The organism is Exiguobacterium alkaliphilum, assembly GCF_018138125.1.
In the GTDB taxonomy this organism is placed as follows: Bacteria; Bacillota; Bacilli; order Exiguobacteriales; family Exiguobacteriaceae; genus Exiguobacterium; species Exiguobacterium alkaliphilum.
Genome location: NZ_CP073101.1, coordinates 2,373,036 through 2,392,320 on the forward strand (window position 1 = coordinate 2,373,036; position 19,285 = coordinate 2,392,320).

Annotated in this window: 18 protein-coding genes; 2 read left to right on the forward strand and 16 right to left on the reverse strand. The window is 54.8% G+C overall.

The window, feature by feature from the left end:
* Positions 1-6: 6 nt before the first annotated feature.
* The 15 genes from KB235_RS12250 to KB235_RS12320 form a co-directional block, all read right to left on the reverse strand.
* A complete protein-coding gene (locus KB235_RS12250) occupies positions 7-1,176 on the reverse strand; it encodes an AI-2E family transporter (protein ID WP_246514208.1) in 1,170 nt (389 codons plus the stop codon).
* A gap of 116 nt (positions 1,177-1,292) precedes the next feature.
* Complete coding sequence (gene yihA / locus KB235_RS12255; RefSeq protein WP_034809760.1) at positions 1,293-1,889, reverse strand: ribosome biogenesis GTP-binding protein YihA/YsxC; 597 nt, start codon at positions 1,887-1,889, stop codon at positions 1,293-1,295.
* Positions 1,889-4,189: an endopeptidase La gene (gene lon / locus KB235_RS12260; protein WP_211779777.1), complete on the reverse strand. Its 2,301-nt coding sequence runs from the start codon at positions 4,187-4,189 to the stop codon at positions 1,889-1,891. Before lon ends, yihA begins: the two co-directional genes overlap by 1 nt.
* 70 nt (positions 4,190-4,259) lie before the next feature.
* The gene (gene clpX / locus KB235_RS12265) at positions 4,260-5,528 is read right to left on the reverse strand and encodes an ATP-dependent protease ATP-binding subunit ClpX (protein ID WP_034809764.1); all 1,269 of its coding nucleotides are present in this window, start codon (positions 5,526-5,528) and stop codon (positions 4,260-4,262) included.
* Positions 5,529-5,736: 208 nt separating this feature from the next.
* Complete coding sequence (gene tig, locus KB235_RS12270; protein ID WP_034809766.1) at positions 5,737-7,029, reverse strand: trigger factor; 1,293 nt, start codon at positions 7,027-7,029, stop codon at positions 5,737-5,739.
* 88 nt (positions 7,030-7,117) lie between these two features.
* The gene (locus KB235_RS12275; protein WP_211779778.1) at positions 7,118-8,020 is read right to left on the reverse strand and encodes a hypothetical protein; all 903 of its coding nucleotides are present in this window, start codon (positions 8,018-8,020) and stop codon (positions 7,118-7,120) included.
* 543 nt (positions 8,021-8,563) lie between these two features.
* Positions 8,564-9,076, reverse strand: a complete 513-nt coding sequence (locus tag KB235_RS12280; protein ID WP_211779779.1) for a metallophosphoesterase family protein — start codon at positions 9,074-9,076, stop codon at positions 8,564-8,566.
* A gap of 5 nt (positions 9,077-9,081) precedes the next feature.
* Positions 9,082-9,672 carry an XTP/dITP diphosphatase gene (locus KB235_RS12285; protein WP_034809770.1) on the reverse strand — a complete coding sequence of 197 codons (591 nt, stop codon included), beginning with the start codon at positions 9,670-9,672 and terminating at the stop codon, positions 9,082-9,084.
* Positions 9,669-10,418 carry a ribonuclease PH gene (gene rph / locus KB235_RS12290; protein WP_211779780.1) on the reverse strand — a complete coding sequence of 250 codons (750 nt, stop codon included), beginning with the start codon at positions 10,416-10,418 and terminating at the stop codon, positions 9,669-9,671. Before rph ends, KB235_RS12285 begins: the two co-directional genes overlap by 4 nt.
* Positions 10,411-11,214: a glutamate racemase gene (gene racE, locus KB235_RS12295; protein ID WP_211779781.1), complete on the reverse strand. Its 804-nt coding sequence runs from the start codon at positions 11,212-11,214 to the stop codon at positions 10,411-10,413. Before racE ends, rph begins: the two co-directional genes overlap by 8 nt.
* 116 nt (positions 11,215-11,330) lie before the next feature.
* Positions 11,331-11,594 carry a phosphocarrier protein HPr gene (locus KB235_RS12300; RefSeq protein WP_021066838.1) on the reverse strand — a complete coding sequence of 88 codons (264 nt, stop codon included), beginning with the start codon at positions 11,592-11,594 and terminating at the stop codon, positions 11,331-11,333.
* A gap of 89 nt (positions 11,595-11,683) precedes the next feature.
* Complete coding sequence (locus KB235_RS12305) at positions 11,684-12,106, reverse strand: acyl-CoA thioesterase (RefSeq protein ID WP_211779782.1); 423 nt, start codon at positions 12,104-12,106, stop codon at positions 11,684-11,686.
* Between the two features lie 9 nt (positions 12,107-12,115).
* The gene (sdhB, locus tag KB235_RS12310; RefSeq protein WP_200871127.1) at positions 12,116-12,904 is read right to left on the reverse strand and encodes a succinate dehydrogenase iron-sulfur subunit; all 789 of its coding nucleotides are present in this window, start codon (positions 12,902-12,904) and stop codon (positions 12,116-12,118) included.
* Positions 12,905-12,912: 8 nt separating this feature from the next.
* Positions 12,913-14,670 carry a succinate dehydrogenase flavoprotein subunit gene (sdhA, locus tag KB235_RS12315; RefSeq protein ID WP_034816358.1) on the reverse strand — a complete coding sequence of 586 codons (1,758 nt, stop codon included), beginning with the start codon at positions 14,668-14,670 and terminating at the stop codon, positions 12,913-12,915.
* A gap of 15 nt (positions 14,671-14,685) precedes the next feature.
* Positions 14,686-15,303: a succinate dehydrogenase cytochrome b558 subunit gene (locus KB235_RS12320; RefSeq protein WP_034816360.1), complete on the reverse strand. Its 618-nt coding sequence runs from the start codon at positions 15,301-15,303 to the stop codon at positions 14,686-14,688.
* A gap of 223 nt (positions 15,304-15,526) precedes the next feature.
* Here KB235_RS12320 and KB235_RS12325 point away from each other — a divergent pair, with 223 nt between their 5' ends.
* Entirely contained in the window at positions 15,527-15,916 is a 390-nt protein-coding gene (locus KB235_RS12325) for a YslB family protein (protein WP_246514209.1), read from the forward strand.
* A 39-nt stretch (positions 15,917-15,955) separates the two neighbouring features.
* On the opposite strand, the gene uvrC is transcribed toward KB235_RS12325, so the two are convergent.
* Positions 15,956-17,740, reverse strand: coding sequence for an excinuclease ABC subunit UvrC (gene uvrC, locus KB235_RS12330; RefSeq protein ID WP_211779784.1), 1,785 nt, complete (start codon positions 17,738-17,740; stop codon positions 15,956-15,958).
* Between the two features lie 72 nt (positions 17,741-17,812).
* Between uvrC and KB235_RS12335 the strand changes: the two genes are divergently transcribed.
* Entirely contained in the window at positions 17,813-19,126 is a 1,314-nt protein-coding gene (locus KB235_RS12335; RefSeq protein ID WP_211779785.1) for a dihydrolipoyl dehydrogenase family protein, read from the forward strand.
* Positions 19,127-19,285: the final 159 nt, after the last annotated feature.

Consider the following 19,285-nt stretch of genomic DNA (forward strand, 5'->3'; position numbering starts at 1 on the left):
TTTTCGTCATTTCAACCCGGAAGGATCGGTGATAATCGCACTTTCCGATTTTTCTTCTTCGGCCTCCAAGTATTGCTTATGCTCCCGCAACTTATAGATGCGGACGATGTTTTGGACGACGACTTTCGCCACCGCATACGTCGGCACGGCGATGAGCATCCCGATGATGCCGGCGAGATTCCCCGCGACGAGCAACACGATGATGATCGTGAGCGGGTGCACTTTGAGGGATTTCCCTTGGATGAGCGGCGAGATGACGTTCGACTCGATCTGCTGTACGACGATGATGACGATGATGACCCAGACGGCCATAATCGGCTCTTGGATGAAAGCGACGACGACGGCCGGCGCGGCACCGAGGAACGGACCGATGTACGGGATAATGTTCGTGACCATCATGAAGAGGGCGAGCAGAATCGCGTAATCGACCCCAACGATCCAAAGCCCGATGAGCGACGTGATGCCGACGAAGAACGCGACGAGCAGTTGTGCGTGCACATAGTTCTTCACCGTCGTGTGCATGTCGTTCAAGATTTTGCGCGTCTCGGTCTCATAGCTCTTCGGCAACCATTTGACGATCGAGTCCGGAAGACGCTTCCCGTCAAGGAGCATATAGATGAGCATGAACGGAATGACGACGATGGTGATGACGGCCGACGTGATGAAGCCGACGAGACGACCGACCGATGAGGCGACGTTGCCGAAGATGTCCCCTAGGTACGCCGTGACGTTGTTCGTGAACTCGGTGAACATGTCATCGTTCTCATTGACGAATCGTGACAAGAACTCGTTTTCCATGAGCGAGTCCCGAACGGCGAAGATTTGCACCTGCAACTCTTTCGCGATGCTCGGCAAGGCGTTCACGAGTGACGTCACTTGCTCGACGAGGAGCGGCCCGAGCACGCTGAAGACGATTGTGATGATGAGCAGTAGTGACGTCAAGGTAATGGCGACGGATACGCCGCGTTTCCCGGAACGTCTCTCCAAGTAGTCGACGATGCCGACGAGAAAATAAAAGAATAGTCCAGCAATGATGAGCGGTACCGTGACGAGCGCCAGGATTACTTTCACCGGTTCGAACACAAATGAGATCTGTGTCCCGACCCAGATGACCAAGAAAATCGTCAACGTCCAAAATAATGCGCGGTACCATTTGTTTCCAAACATAATATGCATCCTTCCACCTCGTTCAATATTCTCTTGTCCTAACAATATATGTAGACAATTATACGATAAATACCCGCTCCGGTAACCATGAAAACAAAAAAGACGAGGGAATCCCCTCGCCTCGTTCAGTCGTCTTCGCGTGTCAACAAGTCGTAAATCGCTTTCCACGCCTCGTCTTTTCCTTCTGCCGTCTCCGCCGAGAAGGCGACGAACCGGTCGGACGGGTCGAACTGAAGCTTGCGTTTGACGGCCGACTCGTGTTTTTGACGCTGGCTCTTCTTGATTTTATCGAGCTTCGTCGCGACGACGATGACCGGAATGTCGTAATGCTTCAAGAAGTTGTACATCGTCACATCGTCGCCGGTCGGCTCATGACGGATGTCGACTAAGAGCACGACACCACGGAGTGCCTGTTGCGTCGTCAAATATTGCTCCATCATGACGCCCCACTTCTCGCGTTCGGTCTTCGACACTTTCGCGTAGCCATAGCCCGGGACATCGACGAACATGATTTCGTCGTTGATGTTGAAGAAGTTGAGCGTCTGCGTCTTCCCAGGCTTTGATGACGTCCGCGCGAGCGCCTTACGCTGACAAATCTTGTTGATGAACGACGACTTCCCGACGTTCGAGCGTCCGGCGAGCGCCACTTCTGGCAATTCATGTACCGGGTAATGGTCAGGCGCGACGGCGCTCGTGATAAATTCTGCTTTAGTGATTTTCATTAGTTTCCTCCAAATGCTACGTCTAGTACTTGATCGAGCGTCGTCACAGGCACGAACGTCAGTTTCTCACGGACCGTGTCTTGAATGTCGTCGATGTCGCGCTCGTTGTCGTGCGGAATCACGATGGTCGTGAGTCCGGCCCGATGTGCGGCGAGCGCCTTTTCTTTCAATCCGCCAATTGGCAACACACGGCCCCGGAGCGTAATTTCTCCGGTCATGCCGATATCACGGCGGACTTTCTTGCCAGTCAGTGCCGAGATGAGCGCGGTCGCGATCGTGATGCCGGCCGATGGACCGTCTTTCGGGACGGCACCTTCCGGGACGTGGATATGCACGTCTTGGCGCTCATAGAACGTTGGGTCGATGCCGAACCGCTCGGCGTTGGCACGGACGTAACTATACGCCGTCTGTGCCGATTCTTGCATGACGTCGCCGAGTTTACCCGTCAACTGGAGCTTGCCCTTGCCTGGTGCGAGCGCCACTTCAATCGTGAGCGTATCGCCCCCGAACGCCGTGTACGCGAGGCCCGTGACGGCTCCAATCGAGTCTTCCGTCTCACCTTTCCCGTAGCGATACTTCGGTTTCCCGAGATAGTCACTCAGTTTCTTCAACGAGATCGTGACGCGTTTTTTCTCGCCGATGGCAATCTGTTTCGCTGCTTTCCGGCAGAGCGAACCGATGACGCGTTCTAGGTTCCGGACACCGGCCTCACGCGTGTAGCGACGGACGACCTCATAGAGCGCGTCCTCTTTAATCGTCAGCTGGCTTTTTTTCAACCCGTGCTCTTTATATTGTTTCGGAATCAAGTGGCGCTTCGCAATCTCGACTTTCTCGAGCTCGGTGTAGCCCCCGATTTGAATGAGTTCCATCCGGTCAAGGAGTGGTGCTGGGATTTGCGACACGTCGTTCGCCGTCGCGATAAAGAGGACGTTCGACAAGTCGAACGGCTCCTCGATATAGTGGTCCGAGAACGAGACGTTCTGTTCTGGGTCGAGCACTTCAAGCATCGCTGACGCCGGGTCACCCCGGAAGTCGGACGCCATCTTGTCAATCTCATCGAGCAAGAACACCGGGTTCTTGCTTTCGGCTTGCTTCAAGCCACGAATGATTCGACCCGGCATCGCGCCGATATATGTCCGGCGGTGACCGCGAATCTCGGCCTCATCCCGCACCCCGCCGAGCGAGACACGGACGAAATGCCGTTCGAGCGCCGAAGCAATCGAGCGGGCGAGCGACGTCTTCCCGACCCCGGGAGGTCCAGATAAACAGAGAATCGGGCCACGGAGCGAGTTCGTCAATTGGCGGACGGCCAAGTACTCGAGGATGCGGTCTTTCACCGACTCGAGCCCGTAATGGTCGTCGTCTAAGACGTCGGCCGCGTGTTTGACGTCGAGTTTGTCTTCCGTTTCGATGCCCCACGGGAGCGAGACGACCCAGTCGAGATAGTTGCGAATGACGGCATACTCTGGCGAGGTCGCCGGTACGACGTTCAACCGCTCGGCTTCGCGCATGACGTTCTTCCGTGTCGTCTCAGGCAAGTCGATCGCCTCGAGCTTCTCACGGAGACGGTTCGGTTCTGAGTCTTGCGACTGGTCACCGAGTTCTTGTTGAATCGTCTTCATCTGCTCACGTAAATAGTACTCTTTTTGCGCCTGCTCGATCGTCTTCTTCGTCCGTTCACGCAACTCTTGCTCGAGCTCGATGATCTCGACTTCATGCGTCATGATCTCGAGCAGTTCGAGCCCGCGCTTCACGGCGTCCGGCTCTTCGAGCATCGCTTGGCGGAGGTCGACATCGATGTCGAGCTTCGAAGCGATGTAGTCGGTAAGCGACTCGAGCCGCTCATACATCTCGAAACGGCGCCGTTCGTCCGGCGACAACCCTTTAATCGACCCGACGAGTTTGCCGAACTGTTCTTTCAACAACCGGACGAGTGCCGTCCGTTCGACTTCTTCGCCTTCGACGAGTTCGAGCGGCTCGACGTCGGCGAACCAGCCTTCCTTCGTCTCATCAATCGCATTGATTTTGACGCGTTCTTTCCCGACGAGGCGGACCCGTACCGTCTCGTTCGACAACTCGCTCATCTTGGCGATGTGGACGCGCGTCCCGATCGCATATAAATCTTCCTGCTCAGGTGATTCTTTGCCTGTCTCTTTTTGGGTCACGACAATCAAATCTGTCTCGTGTTCCTTTGCGGCAAGGAGTGCCCGTAAGGAGAGCGGACGACCGACATCGATCGTCACGCCGATCAGCGGATAGACCACGACTCCACGCAAAGGAAGGATTGGTAATTGTTCCATTACAACGCCTCCTGTGCAAAAAGGCCCAAAACTCGGATGTGCCGAGTGTTTGAGCCTTTTACGTTAAAAGTTATGCTGTCTCTTTGTTGTCGCCCGTCTGTTCGACAGTGCCATCGCGGAGGACGTATTTCGGACCGGCAAGACCCGTAATCGTTTCATCCGTGATGATGACTTTCTCGATATCGTCGCGCGATGGGACGGTGAACATCACATCGAGCATCATTTCTTCGATAATCGAGCGGAGACCGCGTGCGCCAGTCTTACGTTTAATCGCAAGTTTGGCAATTTCAATCAACGCCTCGTCTGTGAACGTGAGTTCGACGTCGTCGAGTTCGAGCATTTTCTCGTACTGACGAACGAGGGCGTTCTTCGGCTTCGTCAAAATCTCGACGAGCGCTTCTTCGTCAAGCGTCGTGAGCGTCGCCATGACCGGTAAACGACCGATGAATTCAGGAATCAACCCGAACTTCTGAAGGTCTTCCGGAAGCGCGCGGGCGAGCAAGTCTTCTTGCGTCAACTCGCGGTTCTCTTGGTCGTTCCCAAAACCGATGACTTTCTTCCCGATGCGGCGTTTGACGACCGCTTCGATGCCGGCGAACGCGCCGCCGACGATGAACAAGATGTTCGTCGTATCGATTTGGATGAACTCTTGATGCGGATGCTTGCGACCACCTTGTGGCGGGACACTCGCGACCGTACCTTCCAAGATTTTAAGAAGTGCCTGCTGAACGCCTTCACCCGATACGTCACGCGTGATCGATGGGTTTTCCGACTTGCGGGCAATCTTATCGATTTCATCGATATAGATGATGCCCTTCTCAGCCTTTTCGACGTCGTAGTCGGCCGATTGAATCAACTTGAGCAAGATATTCTCGACGTCTTCCCCGACGTAACCTGCCTCTGTCAAGCTCGTCGCGTCCGCGATTGCGAACGGGACGTTCAAGACGCGTGCCATCGTCTGAGCGAGAAGCGTCTTACCGCTACCAGTCGGTCCGATCATCACGATGTTCGACTTCGAAAGTTCGACATCGTCCGAACGGCCGCCGGCGTTGATGCGTTTATAGTGGTTGTAGACAGCTACCGAAAGCGCACGTTTGGCGCGGTCTTGACCAATGACATACTCATCAAGGATGTTGCGAATCTCTTGTGGTTTCGGGATGTCTTTGAATTCGACTTCTTCCTCCACACCGAGCTCTTCCTCGACGATTTCATTGCACAGTTCGATACATTCGTCACAAATGTATACGCCAGGACCGGCGACTAATTTACGGACTTGTTCTTGCGATTTTCCGCAAAACGAGCACTTGAGTTGCCCCTTTTCCTCGTTAAATTTGAACATTCGGTACACCCCTTCTGAATGGAAATGGATGTAAGTGCGATAAATCGCCTATTTGTATTTTCCGGTGCGACTTGCACCGTGAAAAGACATTTACATCTCTGCGTTGCAATAATTGTAGCATGAACAAATCACTTCATCAAAGATTAACACATGCAAAGTGTCGTGACGAAAAAAGGACGACTGCGCGGCAGCCGTCCTTTCGATCCGATTACTTCGCTTTCCCGTTTTCAACGAGGATGTCGATTGCTTTACGGAACTTGAGGTCACCTTTAAGTGTCTCGATTCCGCCTTGTGGCGCGAGCATCGTGCGGAGTTGGTCTGGTGCGATGTTGTAGAGCTTAGACATTTCTTCGAGCTCTTTTTCAGCATCTTCGTCAGACACTTCGATTGCTTCTTTCTCAGCGATGGCTTTCAAGACGAGACGAGCTTTTACGCGCTCTTCTGCTTGCTCTTTCATCTCTTCGCGCATTGCGTCTTCAGAAGTTCCTGTGAGTTCGAAGTACATGTTGAGGTCGATGCCTTGTGAAGATACACGCGTACCGAACTCTTGAACCATGCGGTCTACTTCTTGCTCGACGAGAACTGCAGGTACGTCGATTGTCGCGTTTGCAGTCGCTTGTTCAACGAGCTGGTCGCGCATCGTGCCGTCTGCTTCTTGCTTCTTGCCAGCTTCTAAACGCTCACGGATTTTCGCTTTCAACTCGTCGAGTGAAGATACTGACTCGTCGATGTCTTTTGCGAACTCGTCGTCGAGCTCAGGTACTTGCTTCGCTTTCACTTCGTGAAGCTTGACTTTGAATGTCGCTGGTTTACCCGCCAAGTTGTCAGCGTGGTACTCTTCAGGGAATGTTACTTCAACGTCTTTTTCTTCACCAGCTGTCATGCCGACCATTTGCTCTTCGAAGCCAGGGATGAATTGGCCTGATCCGATTTCAAGCGTGTAGTTCTCAGCTGTGCCACCTTCGAACTGCTCGCCATCAGCGAAACCTGCGAAATCAAAGACAGCTGTATCGCCGTTTTCGATTGCGCCTTCTTTAACAGCAAGCTCAGCGCCTTGCTGTTGAAGCGCGTCAAGTTCTGCTGTGACTTCTTCGTCAGTGACTGTTGTTTCAACAGCTTCGTACTCGAGACCTTTGTATTCGCCAAGCTCAGCTTCAGGCTCAACAACGAACGTTACTTTGAACGTTACAGGTTTGCCTTTTTCGAGCGTGCCGTCTACATCGATGTTTTCGAGTGCGATTGGTTCGAAACCAGCTTCTTCGACTGCAGATTGAACCGTGTCACGGTAGAGGATGTCGAGTGCGTCTTGGTAGAGCGCCTCTTCCCCGTACATTTTGTTGAACATTGGGCGTGGCAATTTCCCTTTACGGAAGCCAGGCACGTTCAATGATTTGACGACGTCTTTGAATGCTGCGTCGACTGCTTTATCAAAAGCTTCTGCAGGTGCTTCGTACGTGAGTACGCCTTGGCTACCTGATGTTTTTTCCCATTTTGCTGTCATGCTAAGTCCCTCCAACAATTCGTTTATACGTACAAGAATGTACAACAATCCGTATTATAGCATAAATCCGACACGAGCACACAACGATTTAGTCGAGGAGTGACCGTGTGAACGAGGCGTCCGCCTCAAGTATTTCCCCGGCAAGACCGTTCGCTTCCATCGCGTTCAACATCGCCCGTTTCGCCTCGACGATGGCCGGTTCGAGCTCATCGGCGAGATGGGGCACGAACGGGTAATGGACGTAACAATAGTTCGTCGACAGCTGCGTCGCGATCTCGTCCCCATAAAACCGTTTTTGCAAATCACCATACGTGAAGCCCCATTCGCGCGCGAACGTGCTCGCCTCGGTACGGTCATACACGTATCGTTCCCCACGGTCGGTCCATTCAATCGTCTCAAGTTCCGCGATCGCCCGCTCGAGCACCATCACTTTAATCACTTTCGGCCGGTCCTCGAGGAGATACGCCTTCAACACGTTATCAAGCACGTCGTCGATATTGAAATGAACGTGTGCGAGCATCTCGATCTGCTCGGCCGTGCTCCCTTGATGGAGCGTCCGCTTCAACTTCGCGATCGCCGCCGGGAACTCCGTCAGTTTCAACACTTGAAGCACTTGATACGCCTGCGTGTTGACGTTGTCGCCGTCTTGGACACTCAAATATTTTTCAATCCAATGGGACGCCTCGAACGGTTGATCGCGCATGATGTAATATTGGGCGATTTGAAGGCCGCACGTCTCCGGCCGCTCCGACGTCTCCATCTGCGTCGTGACGAGCTCCTCGAGTCGTTCGAGCGTCTCCGGCTCGTCCGGACGTTCCATCAGACATTGAAAGATTTCCATGAACAAGTAGACGTCACCGCTTAACTGTTCATACCATTCCCATAGAATCGGTTCGATGCGTTGCCGCTCCCCGGCCATGTCGGCTTCTTTCACCATCTTTTGAAGTCGTGTCCAGTTCCCCGGAAACGGATACTGCTGGTTTTGATCCATCTCCCCACACCCTTTCTTCCACTCTTCTCCATCTTCCTTAGGATCGAGTGGAATGTCAAATCATTCCCATGAAAAACGAAAAAAGAGACAGCCCCCGTGGAGGCTATCTCTATTTTAAATGGAAGTGTCCCAAGAGGGATTCGAACCCCCGACCGACGCCTTAGCTTACCACCATGGCTTTCGCCACCAACGTGTGTTGTTTGTAGTCTGGACTATATCTTCACCGTTTCAGGTGCGACACGTGTAGTCTCTACGGAACCTCACGAACGAAAACGTTCCTTCACTAGCTCTACCTCTGCAACATGTACAGTCCTTCGAACCAGCTCGACCTTCGAAAAGGTACAAGTTTCCTCGGTATTACCATCAGCATGATCTGTTAAGGCTTCACCGATATAGTGTCGTCCACTTTATAGGTTCTTGTTTCCCTATAAAGGCTCCTATTTGTCTTGAAGGGCGTTGCTCTATCCAGCTGAGCTATTGGGACATTGACAAGAAAACTATAATAGAAAAATGGTTTGCTGTCAATTCCTTCTTTTCATTCCGTCACAGCTTTCCGCTCACGTCGAGGTCCGGTACAGCCGAGCCGTCTTCCGATTGATAGAACCGGACCGAGGCCGCTCCGTTCTCAAGGTCGAGGAGCGCATACGTCTTCTCACTGCGACCGCGCGGCATCCGAATCGAACCCGGGTTGATGTATACAATCCCGTCCTCAATCAACGCCCCGGCGACGTGGGAGTGGCCGAACAAGACGACGTTCGCCCCGACTTCCTCGGCCCGGTAGCGCAATCGGTTCAAGTCGTACTTCACGTCATGGTGATGACCGTGGACGATGAGAATCGTCCCGACCGGCGTCGCCTCGACGCGTTCGAGCGGAAGGTCGCCACCGAAATCGCAGTTGCCGCGTACGGTCCGATACGGGAGCAAGTGCTCATCGACGAGTGCGAGCTGCGAGTCCCCACAATGGAACGCGTCATCAATCTCTTGTTCGTGCCGGTTGAAGATGCTCAATAGTTCTTCTGTCAATCCGTGACTGTCACTGACGATTAGAAAACGCATACGGCTCACCCTTCCATGAACGAAATGATTTCTGCCTCCAACTTCCGTAACGCTTGGCCGCGGTGACTGACCGCCGCCTTCTCGTCCCGCTCGAGTTCCGCCGCCGTCTTATGGAGCGACGGGACGATGAAGAGCGGGTCGTACCCGAAACCGTTCTCGCCATGCGGTGCATAGCCGATCGTCCCTTCGAGCGTCCCGCGTACCGTCAACGTCTCGCCCGACGGTTTCGCTAGGCAAAGGGCACAGACGAAGCGAGCCGTACGATCGGTCGCCCCGTTCAATTTCTCTAACAACAGTGCGTTGTTGGCCGCATCGGATTTCTCCGGTCCGGCGAAGCGGGCCGAGTAAATCCCCGGTGCCCCGTCGAGCGCATCGACTTCAAGTCCTGAATCGTCCGCGAGGACCGCCTGTCCGAAATAACGTGCCGCTTCCGTCGCCTTCAGTTCAGCGTTCGCTTCGAACGTCGTCCCGGTCTCGTCCGTCTCCGGCGCGTCGGGGTAGTCTAAGAGCGACTCGACCTCGAACCCGAGCGGCGTCAACATCGCCTCCAACTCTTTCACTTTTCCTGGGTTATGTGTTGCCACAATCAACTTCATGACGTTTCCTCCATCTGTTCGCCGACGTACCACCATGAGGCGCCGAGGGCGGCTTCTGCCGTTTTGAACAGCTGCTCAATCCCGCCTTGTGCGAGTTGAAGCAGCTCGTTCATCTCTTGTAGGGTGAACGTCGCTTCTTCACCGGTGCCTTGCACTTCGACGAAGCGTCCGCTCGCCGTCATGACGACGTTCATATCGACCTCGGCCGCTGCATCCTCTTCATAGTCCAAGTCGAGCACGAGCGCATCGGTCCGTCCGACCGAGATGGCGGCGACGCCTTCCTTAATCGGCGTGTCCGTCAGTTTCCCTTGGCGGATGAGCGCGTCGACCGCGAGGACGAGCGCACAAAATCCGCCCGTGATGGAAGCGGTCCGCGTCCCGCCGTCGGCTTGGATGACGTCGCAGTCAATCCAAATCGTGCGTTCCCCGAGCCGTTCCAAATCGACGACCGAACGGAGGCTACGGCCGATGAGCCGCTGGATTTCCATCGTCCGCCCTGACTGTTTGCCGCGCACGACTTCCCGGACGGTCCGGTCTCCCGTCGCCCGAGGCAACATCGCATACTCGGCGTTGATCCACCCTTGTCTCTTGCCGCGCAAGAAATTCGGGACACGCTCTTCGACCGTCGCCGTACAGATGACTTTCGTGTCCCCGATTGAGATGAGGACCGAGCCTTCGGCGTGCTTATTGACGTGCGGGATGATTTCGACGTCACGCAATTCATCATATTTTCGTTCACTACGCATTGAGGGACACCTCTACTTTCTCCGCCGTGACGGATAGACCGAGCCATTCGGTCGCGAGCCGGTTGAACATGTCGACGTCCCCCGTCGCATAAAACTGATGCGTCGGGACCGTATCGAGGTCGTTCTCGAGTTCTTGGAAATCGAGGATGGCCGCCACTTCGAGCGCCGTCTCGTCACCAGACGAGATGAGGTGCACGTCCGGCCCGACGACGTCTTGAATGACGGGCGCGAGGAGCGGGTAGTGCGTGCAACCGAGGATGAGCGTATCCATCTCGGACGGCTGGAGCGGACGAAGCGTCTCTTCGACGATCGTTCGGACGCACTCCCCCTCGAGCTCGCCCGCTTCGACGAGCGGGACGAACGGCGGACAGGCGAGCGAATAGACGTCGACCTCGCCCGCCACGTGACGGAGGGCCGTCTCGTACGAGTTGCTTTCGACCGTCATCTTCGTTCCGATGACGCCGATATGTTTATTGCGCGTGCCTTTGACGGCGGCCCGGGCACCCGGGTCGATGACACCGATGACCGGGATATGGAGACGTTTACGCGCTTCCTTCAAGACGACGGCCGTCGCCGTGTTGCAGGCGATGACGATCATCTTCACGTTCTTGCTGAGCAGGAACTCAATCAGTTCCCATGTATAGGCTTCAATCTCGTCGTGCGGGCGCGGGCCGTACGGGCACCGCTCCGTGTCGCCGATGTAGATGATTTCTTCTTTCGGTAGTTGGCGCATCAATTCTTTGACTACGGTCAAGCCGCCAACACCTGAATCGAGTACTCCAATCGCTCGTTTCATGTGATCACTTCCATTCCCATCTATCTTACCAAAAAAGCCGTTCCGGCAAAAGAAACGGTCATGTGACAAACAAAAAAGACGAGGTAGCCGATTGGCCGCCTCGTCCGTTGCCCGAATTACTGAGCAAGACCTTCGCTTGTGAGCATGTCAGAAAGCGTGTTAACCGCTTCTTCTGCATCGTCACCAGCTGCAGTGATTTTGATTGTCGAATCTTTCGCGATTCCGAGTGAAAGTACACCCATGATCGACTTAAGGTTTACCGTTTTACCGTTGTACTCAAGGTTGATATCTGATTGGAACTTAGAAGCTGTGTTAACCAACTGTGTAGCTGGACGAGCGTGAATTCCTGAATCTGCAACGACTGTGAACGTTTTTTCCATGACGTGATAGTCTCCCTTCAAATTTCAATTCTACAGGCGGACCTGCAAAATAATTGTTTGTGAACTCATTATCAAATGATAGCGGATTCTCAAAAATTCTGCAAGCGGTTTTTATATTCTGGAGTCCATTCGACCGGACGACCGGATTTCGACAAGTGCACGAGGCTCGTGCGCCCCGCGAACATGAGCTGTTCTCCATCATATGCCCCGTAATGAATATCACATGAAGTGTTTCCGACCGTCAAGACATTGGCATATACCTTGATCGATTGGCGCGGCATCACTTGGCGGACGTAATCGCACTGCGCGTCCGCCACGACGACGAACCCATCTTTCAATGAAAAACCTGTCGCCTCAAGCAACTCGATTCGCGCATCTTCGAAATAGATGAACGGAATCGTGTTATTCATGTGACCGTACGGGTCGCACTCCGAGAATCGGACTTTGACGTCTAGTGCGACCCCTGCTCTGACACGTGTTTCCCAATCGGCTTCGCGGAAGTATTTCGTCATCCGCTCCCCTTACGCCTCGACCGCAGAGCCGGTACGGCCCTTGTCGCTACCGAAGAACGATTTGAACGAGTGAAGCGTCGTCTGGCGGTTCATCGCGGCGATTGACGTCGTGAGCGGGATGCCTTTCGGGCAAACTTCGACACAGTTTTGTGCGTTCCCGCACTGCATGATGCCGCCGTCTTCCATGAGCGCCTCGAGACGTTCTTCCGCGTGGAAGGCGCCGGTCGGGTGCGAGTTGAAGAGGCGGACTTGCGAGATGGCGGCCGGACCGATGAAGTTCGTCTTATCGTTGACGTTCGGGCACGCCTCGAGGCAGACACCGCACGTCATACATTTCGACAACTCATACGCCCATTGACGCTTGTTCTCTGGCATCCGCGGTCCTGGACCGAGGTCGTACGTGCCATCGATTGGGACCCATGCCTTCACTTTTTTCAACGCGTCAAACATGCGCTGACGGTCGACTTGAAGGTCACGGACGACCGGGAACGTCTTCATCGGTGATAAACGGATCGGTTGCTCGAGCTTATCGACGAGTGCCGTACACGATTGGCGCGGTTTCCCGTTGATGATCATCGAGCAGGCGCCACATACTTCCTCGAGACAGTTCATGTCCCAGTTGATTGGCGTCGTCTTTTGGCCTTCGGCGTTCACCGGGTTCCGGCGAATCTCCATGAGCGCCGAGATGACGTTCATGTTCGGTCGGTAAGGTACCGTGAACTCTTCTGTATACGTCGGTTGATCCGGTCCATCTTGGCGTTCGATGATGAAGCGGATGTCTTTTTGGTCTGATTGCATTGGCGTCGTCATTTCGTCTTCGCCCCTTTCTTCGAGTAATCCCGTTTACGCGGCGGGATTAACGAAACGTCGATCTCTTCATACGAGATATCGACTTCCCCATTGTCATAGCGTGCCATCGTCGTCTTCATGAACTGCTCGTCATTCCGTTCCGGGAAGTCCGGCTTGTAATGGGCCCCACGGCTCTCGTCCCGCTTCAAAGCGCCGAGTGTGATGACGCGCGCGAGATCGAGCATGTGGTCGAGCTGTCGGATGAACGAGGCACCTTGGTTGCTCCAGCGGGCCGTATCGGTCGCGGAGATGTTATTGAAGCGTGCACGGAGTTCTTGAATCTTTTGGTCCGTCGCGATGAGCTTGTCGTTATAGCGGACGACCGTGACGTTGTCCGTCATGAGCTCACCGAGTTCACGGTGAATCTGATACGCGTTTTCCGTACCGTCCATCGCGAGGATGTTGTTGAAGCGTTCAATCTCTTCGCGCTCGTTGAAGTTGAAGAGGGCTTCCGGTACGCTCTCGGTCGCTTGGTCGAGGCCACGCATGTAGCTGACCGCTGCCGGACCGGCTTCCATCCCGCCGTATACGGCCGAAAGAAGCGAGTTCGCGCCGAGACGGTTCGCACCGTGCATCGAGTAGTCGCATTCCCCTGCCGCGAACAGTCCAGGGATGTTCGTCATCTGGTCGTAATCGACCCAGAGTCCGCCCATCGAGTAGTGGACGGCCGGGAAGATTTTCATCGGCACTTTCCGTGGGTCGTCGCCGACGAACTTCTCATAAATCTCGAGGATGCCGCCGAGCTTAATGTCGAGCTCTTTCGAGTCTTTGTGCGACAAGTCGAGGTACACCATGTTCTCGCCGTTGACGCCGAGCTTCTGGTTGACGCAGACGTCAAAGATCTCACGCGTCGCGATATCACGCGGCACGAGGTTTCCGTAGGCCGGATACTTCTCTTCAAGGAAGTACCAAGGCTTCCCGTCTTTATACGTCCAGACACGTCCACCTTCACCGCGCGCCGACTCACTCATGAGACGAAGCTTGTCGTCCCCTGGAATCGCCGTCGGGTGGATTTGGATGAACTCGCCGTTCGCATAGACCGCGCCTTGACGATACACCGCCCCGGCCGCTTGCCCGGTGTTGATGACCGAGTTCGTCGATTTGCCGAAGATAACACCCGGGCCGCCTGTCGCGAGGATGACCGCATCCGACGGGAACGCTTTAATCTCCATCGAACGAAGATCTTGACAGACCGCACCGCGGCAGACGCCCGCCTCGTCGATGATGGCCCGGAGGAACTCCCAGCCTTCATACTTCTCGACGAGCCCTTGCGCCTCATAGCGACGAACCTGCTCGTCTAGTGCATACAAGAGCTGTTGCCCCGTCGTCGCACCGGCATACGCCGTGCGGTGGTGGAGCGTGCCGCCGAAGCGACGGAAGTCAAGAAGACCTTCCGGCGTCCGGTTGAACATGACGCCCATCCGGTCGAACATGTGGATGATTTTCGGTGCCGCTTCTGCCATCTTTTGGACAGGCGGTTGGTTGGCAAGGAAGTCGCCCCCATAAACCGTGTCATCGAAGTGTTGCCAAGGAGAATCCCCTTCCCCTTTCGTGTTGACGGCCCCGTTGATGCCGCCCTGTGCACAAACCGAATGTGAACGCTTGACCGGTACAAGCGAGAATAATTTAACCGGAACACCCATCTCAGCCGACTTGATCGTCGCCATGAGTCCAGCCAGACCGCCACCGATGACGATCAAACTTTGATTTGCCATGTAAAATTCCCCCTATTACAAGATGCCGGCGAACGTCAAGATTGAACGAAGTCCGACAAAAGATAGTGCCAAGAACACGGCACCTGACACGTAGCTCATGAAACGTTGCGAGCGCGGTGACTGTGTGATGCCCCACGTGATTGCAAACGACCAAAGTCCGTTCGCGAAGTGGAACGTAGCCGAGAGAATCCCGACTATGTAGAAGATGAGCATGAGCGGGTTGTCGACGATGTTTTGCATCATCTCCGCGTTGACCTCGACGCCGCGCATCTTCGCCAAGCGCGTTTCCCAAACGTGCCACGCGATGAAGATGACGAGGAAGACGCCTGTGAAGCGTTGTAGAATATACATCCAGTTGCGGGCGTATGAGTATCGGTTCGAGTTGATCGACCCGAGGAACGCATAATAGACGCCGTACACACCGTGGAAAATCATCGGCAAGGCGATGATCGTCACTTCAAGGAAGTATAAATACGGTAAGCTCTCCATGAATTTTGCTGCCTTGTTGAACGACTCCACCCCATCGACGATATAGTAGTTGACCGACAAGTGAACGATCAAAAACAAGCCGATTGGGATGACCCCAAGTAGCGAATGGACTTTACGACTGAAATAGTCACGACGCGTTGCCATTCTAGTTCCCCCTTTGTCCGAGCACTTGGCTCGTTTTGTAAATAAAAGCGTTTTCAAATCTAAATATAGCTTTCTGACTCCTATTCTACTCTTGTGAAAATTGTATGACAAGACAACCGGACGGATTTCCGGCACATTCTTTTCGAAAAATCCCGGTGACCAAATCCCAATTCGTCGTTATAATGGTATAGAGAGATTGGAGTGATGGAAGAAGATGGAAACTATGAGCCAACCCACTTTCGCGATTGAATTGTTGCGCGATTATGTGTTGACAGACTTGCTTGGTGAAGACTACGGCCAAGTCATCTATTGGGCCGGTAAACGGGTCGCCCGAAAGTTCCCCGTTATGCCAGACGATGAGCTCGTCGCATTTTTCGAGGAAGCCGGATGGGGGCAATTGACGCTTGTGAAAGAAAAAGGAAGTAAGTTCTCGTTCGAACTCGTTCCGCCTCCTTCGACACAGCAAAAAGCGACCGGTTATTATCAGCTCGAGGCGGGCTTTTTAGCCGAACAGATCGCCGGGCGTCTCCAATGTGTCGCTGAAGGCTTCGCCGAGCCGGCACGCCAAACCGTCCACATCACCGTCCAATTAGACCGAAAAGATTCGTACTAATGACGAAGAGCCGATGCGATTTTCCGCATCGGCTCTTTCTTATTCATCGGTCTCCTCATGCACATGCTCGAGCACTTTCTCTGCCAACTTCTCCGGCAGTCCCGCTTCTTTTAACTGTTCGAGTGAGGCGAGGCGAATCTGTTTCATCGACCCGAAATGTCGAATCAATTGTTGGCGCCGTTTCGGCCCGACCCCCGGAATATCGTCGAGCACCGATTTCGTCATCTTTTTCGTCCGCAGGCTGCGGTGGAACGTGATGGCGAAACGGTGGACCTCGTCTTGCATCCGCTGCAACAGATAGAACGCGCTCGAGCGCGAGTTCAGTTCGACGATGCCGCCACCCTCCCCGAACAAGAGTTGGCTCGTCCGGTGTCGGTCGTCTTTTTTAAGCGAACCGACCGGTAAGTCGAGTCCGAACTCGTTCTGGAGCACATCGAGGGCGGCGTTCAACTGTCCGATGCCCCCATCAATCAACAGCAAGTCCGGCAAGCGCTTCTCCTCGGTCAACAGCCGACGGAACCGGCGGCGAACGACTTCACGCATCGTCTCGTAGTCATCCGGCCCTTGGACGGTGCGAATCTTGTACTTCCGGTACTCTTTCTTGAGCGGCTTGCCGTCCTCGAAGACGACGAGCGCCGAGACGGCGTCGCTTCCTTGGATGTTGGCGTTGTCGATGATGTCGACGCGCGACAAGTTCGGGATGCCAATCGCCTCACCGAGCTCGCGCATCGCCAGGAGCGTCCGCTCTTCGTCGCGGGCGAGCAACTCGAACTTCTCGTTCAACGCGATTTCCGCGTTCTTCGTCGCCAAGGCGAGCAGTTGCCGTTTCGCTCCCCGTTTCGGCTGCATCACTTTCGTGCCGATCGCATCAACCAACAAGTCGACGCGGACGATTTCAGGGACGAGCACTTCTTTTGGCACGACGTTCTGTTCGTAGAATTGGACGATGAAACTCTCGAGCTCTTCGGACGGTTCCCCGTGGAGCGGGAAGAGGGAGACGTCACGCTCAATCATCTTGCCGCCACGCATATAGAACACTTGGACACACATCCAGCCCCGGTCGAGCGTGTAGCCGAACACGTCGCGCGCGGTCGGGTCGGCCGTGATCATATTCTGTTTGTTCATAATCGATTCGACGGCCCGGATTTGGTCACGGAGCTCGGCGGCACGCTCGAACTGCATCTCCTCGGCGGCCTTGCCCATATCGACCTCGAGCTTGGCGAGCGTCTCGGCCGTCTCCCCGTTCAAGAACCGGCGAATCTCTTGGACGATCGCTTTCTGGTCGTCCGTATCGACGGCGAGCTCACACGGCCCGAGGCATTGTCCGATATGGTAATACAGGCAGAGCTTACGTGGCATCGGCTGACACTTCCTTAGCGGGTACAGCTTGTCGAGAAGACGCTTCGTCTCGTTCGCGGCATAGGCGTTCGGATACGGGCCGAAATAATAGCCGCCGTCCTTCTTCAACTTCCGTGTCGTCAGTAGGCGCGGGTACGGCTCGTTCGTGATTTTGATGTACGGGTATGTCTTATCGTCTTTCAACCGGATGTTGTATTTCGGGTCGTGCTTTTTGATGAGCGTCATCTCGAGCAGGAGCGCCTCGAGTTCGCTTGCCGTGACGATGTATTCAAAGTCGCGAATCTCAGCGACGAGACGCATCGTCTTGATGTCGTGCGCCCCCGTGAAGTAGGAACGGACCCGGTTCTTCAAGTTCTTCGCTTTCCCGACGTAGATGACCTCGCCGTACTCGTTCTTATGCAAGTAACAGCCGGGGTCGTCCGGGAGGAGCGCTAATTTATGTTTAATGTGGTCTGTTTGACTCAAGTTCGGTCACCTCAGTTTAGCTTCCTCGAGGACGGGAAAAATATGGTGAAGTCTTCGAGGGAGGGAATGGTTATGAAACGGTATGACGTCATCATTATTGGGAGCGGCTCGGCCGCGAGCCAAGCGGCAAATATTTTACGTGACGCCGGTAAAGAGATTGCCATCGTCGAGAATTGGACGTTCGGCGGGACGTGCCCGCAACGCGGCTGCGACCCGAAAAAGATGCTCGCGGAAGGCGCGGAACTCGTAGCCCGGGTCGACCAGATGAAGACGCTCGGCGTCAACGGTGAGATCACACTCGACTGGGCGACGTTCAAGCGTCGCGTCGATGAATATCGTTTTGCGGTCCCGACGACGAAGACGCACAACTGGAGAGAGCACGGCATCGATTTATTCGAAGGCGAACCCCACTTCATCGATGAGGACTCAATTGTCATCAACGGACATGAGATTTCGGCTCATCATTTTATCATCGCGACCGGTCTCATTCCCCGCCCGCTCGACATCCCGGGCGGGGAGCACGCCATCACGAGCGACGATGTTTTCGACCTCGCGTCGTTGCCTGCGCACGTGAGTATCGTCGGGGCCGGTTATATCGCGTTCGAGTTCGCCCATATTCTGCGGCGGTTCGGTTGCGACGTCACGCTACTCGTCCGCTCACGCGCCTTAAAGGCGTTCGACCGGAACGTCGTGAAGCGGCTCATCGATGAGACCGAGCGCATCGGGATTGACGTCCGTTATGGTGTCGAGCCGAGCGCGCTCGACGGGGACGTATTGACGTTGTCTGATGACTCTACCCTTCACGGGCTCGTCCTTAACGCGTCGGGCCGCATCCCGAGCATCGAGCGGCTCCATCTCGAGGCGGCCGGCGTCAGAGCCGACCACGACGGGATTCGCGTCAACGCCTATTTGCAGACATCGAACCCGAACATCTACGCCGCCGGGGACGTCAGCGCGAGCGACAACCCGCCGCTCACACCGTTCGCCGGGCAAGAAGGACGGATCGCCGCCTTGAACCTCTTGCGAGGAAACACCCGCCCGTTTCCGGAGCGGCCGGCGCCGACGGTCGTGTTCACATCGCCGCCGATCGCCAAGGTCGGTCTGACGGTCGAGGAGGCGAAAGCGAACGGAATCGATTTCGAATTCAAAGACATCGACTTGTCCCACTTTTTGACGTATGAACGCATCCATGACGAGACGGCGTTCTCGCGCGTCCTGCTCAGCCGTGACGGCCATGTACTCGGCGCCCACTTAATTGGCCAGCACGCGCCGGAACTGATTAACCTGTTCTCTTTCATTATACAGAACAACATGACCCATCAACACGTCAAACACTTGCAGTTCGCCTATCCGACGTCAGCGTCCGACTTGAGCTTCTTACTATGAGACCACGTAAAAAAGACTCGCCGCGGCGAGTCTTAAATCGGTTGACGAATCCATTCGCACATCGCGACCTGATTCGTCTTTTTTTGTAAACACATCAAAGCGTCCTGTCCCCTGCAGGAGAGCAATCCAACGGAGACCCAGCAGTGACGTTAGTCGCGA